Consider the following 13,358-nt stretch of genomic DNA (forward strand, 5'->3'; position numbering starts at 1 on the left):
AGATTGTTTCTTTTTATGTTTAACAACATATAAATAGCGAAATATGATAAGTAAAGATAAAATTGAAAAACTGGAAGAAATCACAATTGAAGATTTTAAAGAGTTAATGGGAAACTTGATTAGTTTTTTAGGATATACGGACACTATTGTGGATGCAAATTCAATTACTGCTATCAGAGAAAGTCCTTTGAGTTCTGAAAAATATATGTTTATTTTGTTAGAAGAAAGATTGAGTGGTATTGTTAATGTAGATGAAATTGAAAAAACAATACTTGATTATCATAACAGAATAAAGCCTGATGTTACGTATTTAGTTTCTCCTAAAAACATTTCAAATGGATTTGAGCGCAGTTTAACTCAAATAATACCACAAATAAAGCTTAATTTTATAGGCAGAGACAATCTCATAGATTTGATAAATAAGCATTATGATGATTTTTGGAAGCATAAAGATTTAGCGTTGTTAGAATACGAAAAATATTTTCACGAAAATATATCAAAAGATAATGAACTAAAGAAACTTAAAATATTTAATGATAAATATCAGAAGATTTTAGATATATATATTGAACCTAGAATTACTCATTTTTACGAAGAGAAAGCGACTCAAACGCCCGTAAAAAAAAGAATTTTAATAGATGACGTTGTTAAAAACTTGAAACCCATTGTTATATCAGGTGATGCTGGGACAGGAAAATCTACTCTTTTAAAGAAAGTTGGAGAAAAACTAATCAAACTAAATCAAGAAAATATTGAAAGAAAAAACATACCTGTTTGTATAAGTACGTTAGAGCTTTTAGAAGAAAAATACCAAATAAACCAATTAGTAACTAAAAAGTTATCTGTATTTTTTGCGAATTTCAATTTAGAAGATTTATCTAAAAGTTATCAAATAACTCTCTTAATTGATAGTATAGATGAGTTTGGAGGTGAAGAACAAAAAATGATATTGAACGAGTTACAGAATTTATCGCAGAATCATAAAATTAGGTATATAATTACATCTCGAAATTCAGATAAGATGGAATCTCTCGGAGAGAAAATATTTGATTCTTATACGATTGAACGTTTCAATAATGAACAAGTTAAGAAATTTATATCAAACTTTTTTCTTGGTGAGAATTCTAAAACGGAATCACTTCTTGATGCATTACGTGAAAACAGAATTATCGAAAGACTTCCTATTACTCCTTTAACACTATCTCTTATATCTATATTATACGAAGAGAATAATTTAGAGATTCCAGCAACAATCGCCGATATTTACGACAATTTTAACTCCTTAATTATAGGGAGATTGACTGTTTCTAGTCGGATTGAATTTGTTGATATTTCATTTAAGGAAAGAATATTGTCATTATACGCATTGCATCTTCTGGAAAAGGAACAACATATTCCATTAACAAAAGAAGAGTTTTTTATCTTTTTTGAAAATTATTTTAAAGAAAAAACATTGCCAATAAAAAAAGGTACATTGAGAGAAGTGCTAGATTATTTAATTGATAATACAGGAGTTCTTATTATTAAAGATAATAAATGGGTGCAATTCAGCCATGATTCATATATGGAATATTATGGCGCTTTGGAAATATTTAAACACCGAAGAGATAAGGAAGACTTATTGATTGAAAATTTTTTCGATTTTAAGCTACAAAATGCAGCAGTATTTTATGCAGGAAAGTCTAAAGATATGCCCGTTTTTCTAGAAAAAATAATTGCCAAATTAAAGAAGGCTACTGCATTAAAACATTTCATGTCTGGGGTACTTGGTGCTGGATATTTATTGCAAGCTTTATATCAAACAGATAATACTTTGAGAAAAGATGCTATATTACAAGCATTAGACCTTAATGCAAAGTCCACAGATATACTTATCAAACTAGCGGCAGACGATGTTATTCTTTTCAGAAGTTATTCAATACCAATTCTTCAAATAATGAATCTATTCTATTTTTACGAAACATTCAATTCTGTAACAATAAAAGAACCATTAAAAATGGCGTTTGATTTTTATTATCAAGATTATAAAGATACAGGCAAAGCAATTAATGCGCTAAAAGCAATCACTTTAGCTCTGGTGTTGGATTCAAAACGAATATGTTATCCCCAAGCATTAGAACAAATTTTAGAAAACGATAAAATACTGAAAGATCCAGGGCTATATACAATCCTAGATTTTTCGTTTAGCACGTTTAATAATGAGAAATACAACAAATTGAAAAAGGAAATTAGAGATAATTATTTCCCTAAGATATCATCCCCTGTTAGAGAATTAGTAAAATTGCCGGCTAGTAGAGTTAGGTTTACTAAATTGGATACCATATCTTTAGATAAAAAAGTTCAATTAATTGTTGAGGGGAAATCTGACGCTGAAATTATAGAACATGCTTTTTATGTATTGACAGGACAATCCCCCTATTGGAGTATAAAACCAGCGGGAAATGAATCAGGTGGAGCCATTGAGGTTAGTAAGGTAATTATGAATTGTAAATCTTTAATAGATAAAAATGGAGTTATAATTGGTATTTTTGACCATGATGCTAAAGGTTTGCAAGAATTTAGAGGACTTAAACCTTCTGTTTTTGAAAAATATATAAATGATACTGTACGAAAGCATATTAGCTGCGAAGCATATGCGCTTTTACTCCCTGTACCCGGCGAGATGGACATATATTTAAAGAAAGACCAATCATTTAATTTCTTTGAAATTGAACATTATTTTGGCAAAACATTTTTGGTTGAAAATGACATCGTAGAATCTACAGATATCCCCGAAGTATATAAAATAAAAGAATCAAAGAAAAAAGCGCTCTCTAAATTAGTAAGAGGGCTTCAAAATAAAGAGCACTTTATATATTTCATAGATTTGTTTAATGCTATAGATAAAATAACAGGGATAGAACCTGAATATACATTGGAATAGCAATTAGAGTATATAAAGAGCTATTTCTACCATTAATTAATAGAATAGTAGAAATAGCTCTTTTTATTTTGATGTTTATTTTAGTCTGAAATAATTTAAATAACACCAAACATGCTATTTTCTCTTACTACTATCATTATTAAATAAATGAAAACGTAAGTTGTTGCACCTGTCCGAAGCTATCCTGAAAATACACATCTACCGTCTGCTGGTCGGTCGATGCAGAGGTATAGTAAAGCCGGAATGTTTCACCCGGAAGCGGGTACAGGTCATTCGGCAGTAAAACCGTTCCATCGGACATTTTCAGCGTTCCCGCCCCGTCCGGCTGAAAATAGCGGATGAAATACTTTGTTTCCTCAACCCGCCCATCCCGGTGAAGCTGGCAGCGTATTTCCGCCGTTTCACCTACCTTTAATTTCTTTGGTACAGGCATCGTTTCGACAGTGAACGGGTAAGACTGCTGTATATCCACATTGTCATTACAGGCACTCACTAACAACAGGGCAGCCACCATGTAGCACCCTATCAGCATCTTATAAATTACATTTCTCATATACATTGTATATAATAGGTTAGTTTATCACATGATTATCTTTAGACCGATACCGAACTGTGTATGGAACTTGCCAACGGAAGAACCGAACAGGCATCTTTCCCGTGCGTTAATCAGGAATACCACCCGGTCAGTAATATAACTCTCCAGTTCCAGCGTCAGCGCACCGCCATAGACAAAACCGTCCTTATCGGTCAGGGTCGAACCATCGGGTAGCAGCTTGTCACCCCAATTACTTGTTTCGTACCCGGCAAGGGCAGACAAACCCAGCGAAAGGAAAAAGGTTTTCTTCCGGTCTGAAAGAAAGTTCAGGTAGTAACCACTCTCACCTGTAAACTGGCTTACGGGTATCTGTAAATCCTTATAGGGGTAATGCTTTTCGAGGTATTCCCCGCCGATAACCCACCTGTTCCCGTTTTTGGTATAGGTACTCATGGCAGCCCCGAAGTAATAAGCGAAATCGCTTTTACTGTTCCAGTGAACGCCGTCCGCCATGCCGCCCGTAACCTGCAAGCCTTTCATTCCCAGCAGACATCTTTGTGCGTGTGCCTGGTTGAAAGTCAGGCACAGCACAAAAAGGGATATAATACAGCATATCCTTTTCATGTTCATTTGATTTTAAGTTCGTTAATCACTTTGGCTGCCACGACATCCGAGTTCTCCACCCGGATAGTTTGGTGTCTGCCCCCGTTCTTTTCCACCAGTTCGATAACTAATATCTTATCGTCAGGGATAGTGAACTGTGGAACGGTGTACACGGTACGGACGGTACTTTTACCACCGATAACCAGTATCTCGTTATAGCTCCGCACCGGGTCAATGACGGTTTCCTGAATAGCCGTTCTTTTGGCTACCTTTTTATCCACAATTTTGAAACGGATGAAATCGGTATCAAACGGCACGTTTGAACTGTTCCTTACCTGTGTGTGAAAGTAGAAAAGCCCGTTATGCGAATAAATGCCTTTCACCAAGAACTGCACCCCGAAACGCTTGCATCCCAAATGCTTTATTTCCCGGTCATTGTTCTTGTAGATGGACTGCATAATCAGCTTTACCAAAAGCGGGCTTTCGTTACCCAGTTCACGGAAATAGATGTTCATCCGGGTATGGCTGAAATCCGTTGTGTCCTCATTCTCCAAGAAGTCTTTCATTTCGATATTCAGCATTTCCGGTTCATGTGCGTATTTTGCGTTAAAACTGTAAAAGCTGCCATCCTCACAGATAACGGAAAAATTGGTTTCACCGGGAAAGCCCTCTGTTGTAGCTTTCACCCTGACAACATTTTCCGCACCATCGGCTTTTCCGGCAATAATGTAGTTACTGCCTAAGTCCACGTACTTAACGGCAGACGGGAAAATGATATGTACCGTTTTGGCAAACGTCACCTGTACGCCGTAAGGTGTCACCATTTGGCGGTAAGGGAGTTTCTTTGTAATGCCCTGATACAAATCGTTACTTTGTGCTTTCACGGAAACCACGCCCAAAAGCAGGGCGAACATGATAATTAACTTTTTCATTTTGGATTGAAATTTTTATGGTTGATAATTGATAAATAAATTACTGTTGTTTGGCGTAAAGCATCACCTGATAGTTCGCTTTCAGGTGTACCTTTACCGTTCTGAACTTCTTGGCAAGGTATTGCGACCCGCCTTGCATCAAGCCCCTTGTTATATCCATTGCGACTTGCTGCCCGGCACTTTGCGCAAAGGAAATGCTCGTACCCAGTCCCGCACCGATGTTCGCCATCGCTTCCTTTGCCGCTTCCTGTTCCAGTGACGAGGGAACGGAAAGCCCCTTTTGCCCGTCACTGTCATACACGGCAAGTTCCACCGGAATGATGTTACCCGCATATTCGAGCGAGGACACCAGTATGTCGAGCCGTTCCCCCTGCACTTTGGCACTTCCCGATACAAGGCTGTTTTTGGGGACAATCACGTTCCCCGCTTGCAACGGTTCTAACAGCCGCAGTTTGACGGTCTGCCCGTCCGTAAGTGTTTGGTCGTTATGAATGCACGCCCGGATAGTGTTCTTTCCCATTGAATAACTGCTGCCGACCGCCGTATTAAACCCGTAATTTCGTGGCTTGCTGTATTCGGCAATAAATTCGCTGTTGCTCATGGGCTGCTGCAATCCTGAAACCGTCCTGTCCGATATAGCTTTTACGGGTGTGGCACTTCCTTTTTCCTGAATAGCTGCTGTGGGTGTTACTTGTGCTACCTGTCCCGGCTGTCCGCCGTTCATATACTTTGCTGCCAGTTCGTAGGACTTTTCCATAAGAGCCACTTGCTCGTCCATGCTGCCCGCCCCGTTTTCTTTAGCATCCAGCCGAGCAGTAAGTTCTTCCACTTGACGTTTTAGTTCCTCTTTTTCCTTGTCCTCTTTCGGCGTTTCATAAAAACTGCCTAACTGACGGTTCATGTCCCGGTAAGCCGCCGCCGAAGACTGGATAGAGGAACGGCTATTGTTCGGCGCACCCGCTCCGAAGTCTATTACATTGGTTTTCGGCTTTTCCGCCGGAGCATCATCTATCAGGCTCAAATCTTCCCCGTTCCCGTTTTCCTCTCCAAGCGAAAAGGCAAAATCCTGCAACGAGCGCATCTTGTCCGCCTGCTTGTTCTCCATCTGTTCCTGTTCGTAAGCTGTCTTTTTATCACTGATTATCCCATCCCCTTTGGGTTGCGGAATATCGGCGTTAAATCCGCCCACGTTTTCCACCTTTGCTTCGTCCTTATCGGACGGTGCAAAAATCAGGTACATAGACCCCAAGAATACCAGTCCCATAAGCGGGTAAACCAGCATCTTCTTCCGTTGCTGTATCTGCTGCGGGGGCAGTTCCTTTTTCGTTTTTTCTTCTTTCTTCCTGTCCGTTTCCGGTGCGGGAACTTCATTCCTTACTTCTTTTTCTTCCATTGTCTGACTGATTAAAAATGTTCGTACTGTCTTTACCTTGTAGCTGTAACTGCCTGATGTGTTCTATCCGTATGGTTTCGCCGTCCTCTTTGCCTATCCGGTAAATGGATGATACCGTAAAGTAGATGGATAGCCCGCCGAAGAACAGGAGCATAAGCAGGATTACCGCCAGCCTTATTTCCGGTGTCATGCGCCCGCACAGGTGGCGAAGTTTTTCATCTGCCCAGTCCTGTACATGGGTAACAGCCTGATTCACCGGAGAGAGTATTTTCCGTATCATGGCTTACCGCTTTATGGTGTTCAAGTCCTTGTTTTCCGTTATCTCGAAACTTTCCATCATAAAACCGTGCGGGTTATTATCACTTCTTACAGCGTTCAATAACCGGCAACGGGTGACAAGGCTTCTTTCCGTCACGCTGCTTTCACGGATAATCATTTGCCGGGCATAGGTAGCCACCGCATACGGGTACACATCGAAATTGCATGAAACGCTGTCTATCCGTATCGTTTGGCTGATATTGCCCGATATGATACGGTTGTAATACCCTTTTTCCGAGAGGTCACGGTAATAGTTAAATGCGCTCTTATCGGCAAGGAACAGCGACCGTTTGATATTGCTTTCGATAGCGTTCTTATCGGGTGAGAGCGTGAAAAAGAGTTCGTGGAAACGTTTCACGTGTTCCCTTGCTTCAACCGGACGATTTTGCGAGAGGTCTTGCGAAAGCGCAAGCATCAACGATTTGCCGCCGTCCAGTACATAAATCTTTTGCCGTTGCGCTTCGGCAAACGTGTAGGAGTTCCAAACGGCATAACCTGTTATCAGGGTACACATCACGACAAACACAATACCGAAAAGCCGTATCTGTTTGAAACTGGTTTCAATGTTCTTTAAACTTTTAAATTCCATCTTGATTTTTATTTATTGGTTACCTTTGATTAGTTTACCGCCGACCCTGCCGCCAGCGTTTCCGGTTGCTGCCCCGGCTACCGCACCGACACCGCTACCCGCTTTGTTAGCCGCACTGTTTATATTCCGGCTCATGTTACCCATTCCGCCAGCCTGAATAATCCAGTTCGATACGGTGGGGATGGTGAAGTAACCGACAATGCCGATTATCATAAAAATTATATACACGCTATTGCTGCTGTCCGGTATGAAATTGGGGTCTGATAGCTCTTGAATATCCTTTTGCAGCATAAGCACCTGTATTCGGGCAAGAATGGAACTGAACAGGTCGGAAACGGGCAACCACAGGTAAACGGAAATGTACCTTGTTATCCATTGGGTCAGTGTCGCCTGAAAGCCATCATACACGCTGATGGCAAAGGCTATTGGACCCAGTATGGCAAGGACAATCAAGAAAAAGGTCCGGATAGTGTCTATCACAAGGGCTGCCGCCTGAAAGAGCAGTTCCAAAAGTTCCCTGAACCAGTCCCGGACGGATTGCTTGATATTATGTGCCGCCCTATCCATATACATGCCGCCCATCGTGGCTATGTCTTTGGCAGACCACCCCAGTTCATCTATCTGCTTGTCAAACGCTTCATCCGAAACAAGATAAGCCGTTTCCGGATTGCGTACCATCGCTTCATATTCCAGCTTGTCCTTTTGTTCCCGGTAAGCGTTCATATCGAAAGTTTGCGTTTCGAGCATATTGTTACAGCCCTTGACTACTGGCGACATCACGCTGTTAATCGTACCCAGTACGAATGTGGGAAAGAACATAATACAGAAGCCAATCACAAAGGGACGCAGAAGCGGATAAACGTCTATCGGTTCGGCATTGGCGAGCGACTGCCATACTTTGGCAGCCACATAGAACAATGCGCCCAGTCCCGCTATTCCTTTGGCTACCCCCGCCATGTTCCCGCATAAAGGCATCATATCCGTGTATAAACTACGGAGTATCTGATGCAGGTTATCAAATTCGATTGCTAATAACATACTTGTCTGTTTTTAGAGGTTACCAGTAACGTTCATCCGCCGAGCCGTAAAGAGCCATTACCCGGTCGGTGTCCTTTTTCTTTTTCGCCCGCAGGTAGGAAACGGAAATATTTTTGCGGGTATAATAACTCACCAAGTCCCGATAGTTCCTGATGGCGTTATACGTTCGGTCGATTACGTCCATCCGTTCCTTGTCCGACATGGAAAGCCCGTTGATGTTCACCACGCTTTTCATTTCTTCCAGTACATCGGAACTTTCCTGCAACAGTTGGGTATAGCCGTAAGCAATCGCCGAAAGTTCGTCCGGTGTATAGTTTTCATCCGAAAGCATCTTCTGAAAACTGTTCACGTATATATCGGAAATCTCCCCGATAAGCAGGATGGACTTTTGTACTTTCCGGGCATCTTTGACAAGGTTATGCACTGATTTTAAGGCATCGTAATATTCTTTACCTTGTTGATAAATCTTTACCGTTTCCTGAAAATTCTTTATCATGTTCTGTGCGGTGGATGATGTCTGTACGATGTTCTTTGACGCATTGATAATCCCTTGCGCCAAATTACCGGGGTCACTCACCACCCACTGTGCACTTACCTTTCCAGCAAACAGGTTGCATACTACGAGCAGCATTATAATCTTTGTTCTCATGCGCTTATTTCTTTATTGGTTGTTTACTCCGTTTGTATTCTCCACCGGGTGAAAGTAGAATCCGGTCGTTCTCTTTGTCGTAGGTCAGCAAGACGGAAAGCCCCGTTTCGATGAACAGGTTTCCGTCCTGTTCTGAAATCTGATAGGTTTCCGTTTGGACAGTCCCCCGGTAGGTCTTTCGATAGGTCGTTACCCGGTAATGCCCGTTTTCTTCAAAAAGGGTAAATGCCGGACGATTTTTTACACTTTTCCAGTCGCCACACATCGCCCTAAGACGGTCGGCGTTCGTTTCCTTACAGGAAGAAAACCCCAGTAACAAGGTGCATAGCAGCACCGGAAACAAAAAAATTAAATATTTCATACTGATTGATTTTTAAATTGTTGATTGATTATTTTTCAGGATTGCGCTTGCTTTCGGCAAGCCGTTTGATAGCCAGTTCGAGGTTGCCGCCCAACTTTTCAGACAAGGCGAAAAGTTCCATCTTTTCCGTTTCTTCCGTTGTGAATGTGTAATATTCTTCCAAACTCACTTCTGTGGCATATACGGCGGATTGTGTACCGCCCAAGCCTATCCAAACTTCCTTATATTTCCGGTTGGGATGGTTGGCAAGGTTGATGGAAAGCACCTGTGAACGTTCCTTGTCGGTCAGTCCCAAAAGGTTCTGTATGCTATCGAATTTATTAAGGTACTTCCGTTGGTCGAGCAGTATCTTACAATCAGAATTGTTTATAATACTCTCTTTTACAATGGGTGAGGAAATAATATCTTCGACCTCTTGGGTAACAACAATCGCTTCGCCGAAATACTTTCTAACCGTTTTGTAAAGGTATTTTATGTAATCCGCCATATTCGCCGATGCAATCGCTTTCCACGCTTCTTCTATCAATATTAATTTCCTGATACCCTTTAGTTTACGCATTTTGGAAATAAATACTTCCATGATGATAATCGTAGTAATCGGGAACAGGATTTTGTGGTCTTTGATATTATCCAACTCAAAGACAATGAAGCGTTTATGCAGTAAATCAAGCTCTTTGTCGGAGTTCAACAGGTAATCGTATTCGCCGCCTTTATAGTAAGGCTCTAATACATTCAGGAAGTTATCTATATCAAAATCCTTTTCCCGGACGTTCTTTTCTTGCAGGTGTTCCCGGTAATCGGTTTTCACATACTCGTAGAACGTATTGAAGCAGGGAGTAACTGAACTGTCCTTAGTAATCAGTTCGATATAGGAACTTACAGCGTTTGACAAAGCCACTTCTTCCGCTCGTGTAGGTGCTTCATCATCCCTTTTCCACAGGGTCAGGATAAGTGTTTTGATACTCTCTTTCTTTTCAATATCAAATCCCCCATCTTCCACATAGAAAGGATTGAACGCTATCGGGTTTTCAGTGGTATAGGTAAAGTAAATCCCATCTTCCCCGTGCGTTTTCCGGTTTATCATTTCACACAGACCTAAATAACTGTTTCCGGTATCGACCAGCAGGACGTGTGCATTTTGTTCGTAATACTGGCGCACCATGTGGTTGGTAAAGAATGACTTACCGCTACCACTCGGCCCAAGTATGAACTTGTTGCGATTGGTAATGATACCTTTTTTCATGGGCAGGTCTGATATGTCGATGTGCAACGGCTTTCCCGTGACCCTATCCACCATCTTGATACCAAAGGGTGAAAGCGAACTTTTGTAGTTCGTTTCTTCGGTGAACAGGCAAAGAGCCTGTTCGATAAATGTGTAGAAACTTTCTTCCGCCGGGAAGTCCGCCTGATTGCCGGGTATTCCCGCCCAAAACAGGGTCGGCGTGTCGGTGGTGTTGTGGCGTGGCTTGCACTCCATAAGTGCGAGCTGTGACCCCACATCATTTTTAATGTGCTTCAGTTCGTCCCGGTCGTCACTCCACGCCATGATATTGCAATGGCATCGCACGGAGATAAGCCCCTGTGAATGTGCTTCATTCAAATATTCCTCAATCCAAGACTTGTTAATCTGATTGGCACGGCTGTATTTGGAAAGGGAGTGCATATTACGAGCCATCTTTTCAAACTGTTTCAAGTTCTCCGTATGGTCGTCAATGAAGATATACTGGTTATAAATATGGTTACAGGAGAGCAGCACACCCACCGGGGAAGCAAACGACAAACGGCAATCGCTCCGGTCAGTGGATAGCTTTTCATAACGGGTATCTGTGCCTACTTTTCCCGGCATATCTTCCGCATCGGAAAGGGTATGCAGGCAAAGGATATTGTCGCCAATCTTCATTTCGTCAGCCCCCAGTGAAATATCTTTCAATGTGGTGGTGTCTGTCTGTGAGAGTGAAAAGTATTTTTTCCACGATACCCGCCGTTTCCCTTGTTCCGGTTATCTCGTCCGAAGTCAGGCGGGTAAGGGTAATGAAACCGCTATCGTTCATAATGCTTTCAAACTGCCCCACCGCTTCGAGAAACTTTGTAACCGTTTCCCTGTCCCTTATCTCTTTGGGGACAAGGAAACCCCGGCAAAGGGTGGAGAAGTTACTCTGTATCCGGCTGCGTTCCTTTGTGGTTTTCGTCAGGAACAAATAGCAGGTATGGTTCAAGAACGGTCGTTCATTGAAATGCCGTTCAAAGGAACGGGAAAGGAAACTCAAATCATCCTTTTGGATGTCAGGCGCATAGTTCTCTTTGATGAACCAGTCCTGTTTGTGTACGATGCTGTAATCGGGCAGCACCTTTACCGCCTTGTTCCAAGCGGAATGTATCGCTTCGTATTCGGTTGCCGTGACGGTAAACAGTTCGGGCAGTTCCACCCGGAACGCCACCGTTATGTCGGCATCTTTGGAAACGATGCAGCCGTTTTCCACCGTGAACAGTGGAAACTTGTTTTCCAGCGTGGTAGCTTTTAATATATTTCTCATTTCGATGTTTGTTTCTGATTTTTAGTGAATAATCGGGATATGGCTTTTCGGTTGATGATATGGAAAGGGTGGCTTTTGCGGGCAGACAATTTCATTAACCCGTGTGTCCCGTACTTTTCGTTTAACCGGAATGTGAGCCATACAAGCAGCGTTGCCGAAGTAACGCCGAAGATGATGCACACCCATTGGTTGATACCCACCATGTACATGATGATGAAAAGCACGAACAGGGCTAACAGCCCGCCCGCAAAAATGAAAAGATACTGGCTTTTCAACCCTTTAAACTCAACTGGCTTGCCTATCCCCCTGTTAATCGGATAGTCTGCCATGCTCTTTTCTTTTTATAGGAAGAACGAGCGTAGAATGGTGGCAGCCACAATCAGGAAGATACACGCACCGAACCACGAAGCCGCCGTTTTACTGGTATCAGGGTCGCCCGAAGAAAACTTGCCATAGACTTTTACGCCGCCAATCAACCCCACCACTGCACCGATGGCGTAGATTAATTTTGTCGCCGGGTCGAAGTAACTTGTTACCATGTTGGTAGCTTCCGTAATACCCGCCATGCCGTTACCTTGTGCAAAAGCGGAGGATGCAGCCAAAAGAACGGCTGCCGAAAAGAGAACTTTCTTTTTCATTATAAATACATTGTTTTTAAATTGCCGGACGGGTGGATAGTCCGCCCGGCGGAGTGATTAATAATTGAATTTTTGTGGTTGCGGGGAGTGTTCCCCAGTGTTTAGAAAGGTTTGTCTTAACCGTACTCTCTTTGTTTCATCATCTTATTATTTAAAGTTTACCATTAAAGAAAATCGTTCATGTCAAAGGCTGCCATTTCATTACTTCCGGCAGCCGGGACAGTAGCGGGTACGGGTATCTCATGCTTTTGTAAAAGTTCCGCTACCCGTGACCTGCCCCCGTTAATCTGTTCCACCAGTGAATGAAACAGGTTTGTTTCCGTCCGGCAGATAGTCTGTACTGCTTGCTGTTCTTCCGCTTCGGATGCTTGTTTAACCTGAATGACCTGTACCATTTGACCCAGTTCCCCCAGCGTGATACCCTGTGCCATTTCCGGTTCACCCTCACCCATGTAACAGGCGATTTCTTCCGCTTCGATTTCATCTTGTAAAACGTCCAGTTCTTCCGCATCTTCCGCTTCAAACTCCATTTCAAATTCGGTGTCAATCGCTTGCGGAATAGGTGTTTCTTCCTCTGTTTCCTCGCTTTGCGGAACAAATATAGAAGCATTATCCACCCCTTTCGAAAGGTGTCCTAAGATGTCCCCGTTTGTCCTCATTTGTCCCATCCGGTAACGGCTTGCACCTACAAGAGAATCCCTGTTTTCGGTTTTCACGGTCGGTTTGCTTCCCGGCTGTTCCGGCTCTCTTTTTCCGCTTGTGAACCATGTTCCCAAACTATCCCGGTATCGCCATAAGAGGATGGCGTAATACAGGAGCGTTCCGATAATAAACCACTTCAACAT

Annotated in this window: 13 protein-coding genes and 1 pseudogene; 1 reads left to right on the forward strand and 13 read right to left on the reverse strand. The window is 42.3% G+C overall.

Features of this window, described 5'->3' with window-relative positions; translation table 11 throughout:
* Positions 1 to 43: 43 nt before the first annotated feature.
* Positions 44 to 2,923, forward strand: a complete 2,880-nt coding sequence (locus NXV01_RS13265) for an NACHT domain-containing NTPase (protein WP_057318694.1) — start codon at positions 44 to 46, stop codon at positions 2,921 to 2,923.
* A gap of 139 nt (positions 2,924 to 3,062) precedes the next feature.
* On the opposite strand, the gene NXV01_RS13270 is transcribed toward NXV01_RS13265, so the two are convergent.
* From NXV01_RS13270 to NXV01_RS13330, 13 genes and pseudogenes are all read right to left on the reverse strand, one after another.
* On the reverse strand, positions 3,063 to 3,482 hold the full coding sequence (locus NXV01_RS13270) for a DUF3872 domain-containing protein (RefSeq protein ID WP_409012930.1): 420 nt from the start codon (positions 3,480 to 3,482) through the stop codon (positions 3,063 to 3,065).
* Positions 3,483 to 3,503: 21 nt separating this feature from the next.
* Positions 3,504 to 4,082, reverse strand: coding sequence for a conjugal transfer protein TraO (locus NXV01_RS13275; RefSeq protein WP_235334340.1), 579 nt, complete (start codon positions 4,080 to 4,082; stop codon positions 3,504 to 3,506).
* A gap of 2 nt (positions 4,083 to 4,084) precedes the next feature.
* Positions 4,085 to 4,993: a conjugative transposon protein TraN gene (gene traN, locus NXV01_RS13280; protein WP_235334339.1), complete on the reverse strand. Its 909-nt coding sequence runs from the start codon at positions 4,991 to 4,993 to the stop codon at positions 4,085 to 4,087.
* 40 nt (positions 4,994 to 5,033) lie between these two features.
* On the reverse strand, positions 5,034 to 6,386 hold the full coding sequence (gene traM, locus NXV01_RS13285; protein WP_259022614.1) for a conjugative transposon protein TraM: 1,353 nt from the start codon (positions 6,384 to 6,386) through the stop codon (positions 5,034 to 5,036).
* Positions 6,361 to 6,666, reverse strand: a complete 306-nt coding sequence (locus NXV01_RS13290; protein ID WP_259022615.1) for a TraL conjugative transposon family protein — start codon at positions 6,664 to 6,666, stop codon at positions 6,361 to 6,363. The genes traM and NXV01_RS13290 overlap by 26 nt, the downstream gene beginning before the upstream one ends.
* Positions 6,667 to 6,669: 3 nt before the next feature.
* Positions 6,670 to 7,293: a conjugative transposon protein TraK gene (gene traK / locus NXV01_RS13295; RefSeq protein WP_005926197.1), complete on the reverse strand. Its 624-nt coding sequence runs from the start codon at positions 7,291 to 7,293 to the stop codon at positions 6,670 to 6,672.
* 12 nt (positions 7,294 to 7,305) lie between these two features.
* On the reverse strand, positions 7,306 to 8,331 hold the full coding sequence (gene traJ / locus NXV01_RS13300; RefSeq protein WP_259022616.1) for a conjugative transposon protein TraJ: 1,026 nt from the start codon (positions 8,329 to 8,331) through the stop codon (positions 7,306 to 7,308).
* A gap of 19 nt (positions 8,332 to 8,350) precedes the next feature.
* A complete protein-coding gene (locus tag NXV01_RS13305; RefSeq protein ID WP_259022617.1) occupies positions 8,351 to 8,980 on the reverse strand; it encodes a DUF4141 domain-containing protein in 630 nt (209 codons plus the stop codon).
* Positions 8,981 to 8,984: 4 nt separating this feature from the next.
* Positions 8,985 to 9,341 carry a DUF3876 domain-containing protein gene (locus tag NXV01_RS13310; protein WP_259022618.1) on the reverse strand — a complete coding sequence of 119 codons (357 nt, stop codon included), beginning with the start codon at positions 9,339 to 9,341 and terminating at the stop codon, positions 8,985 to 8,987.
* 28 nt (positions 9,342 to 9,369) lie between these two features.
* Positions 9,370 to 11,875 (reverse strand): annotated as a pseudogene (locus NXV01_RS13315) (TraG family conjugative transposon ATPase).
* Positions 11,872 to 12,204 (reverse strand): DUF4133 domain-containing protein, encoded by a 333-nt coding sequence (locus tag NXV01_RS13320; protein WP_235334332.1) that lies wholly within the window; start codon positions 12,202 to 12,204, stop codon positions 11,872 to 11,874. Before NXV01_RS13320 ends, NXV01_RS13315 begins: the two are co-directional and overlap by 4 nt.
* Before the next feature lie 12 nt (positions 12,205 to 12,216).
* The gene (locus NXV01_RS13325) at positions 12,217 to 12,513 is read right to left on the reverse strand and encodes a DUF4134 domain-containing protein (protein WP_005926215.1); all 297 of its coding nucleotides are present in this window, start codon (positions 12,511 to 12,513) and stop codon (positions 12,217 to 12,219) included.
* A 164-nt stretch (positions 12,514 to 12,677) separates the two neighbouring features.
* Positions 12,678 to 13,358 (reverse strand): hypothetical protein, encoded by a 681-nt coding sequence (locus tag NXV01_RS13330; RefSeq protein WP_259022619.1) that lies wholly within the window; start codon positions 13,356 to 13,358, stop codon positions 12,678 to 12,680.

The sequence above is a fragment of the Bacteroides sp. BFG-606 genome (assembly GCF_024788145.1).
Lineage (GTDB): Bacteria > Bacteroidota > Bacteroidia > Bacteroidales > Bacteroidaceae > Bacteroides > Bacteroides vicugnae.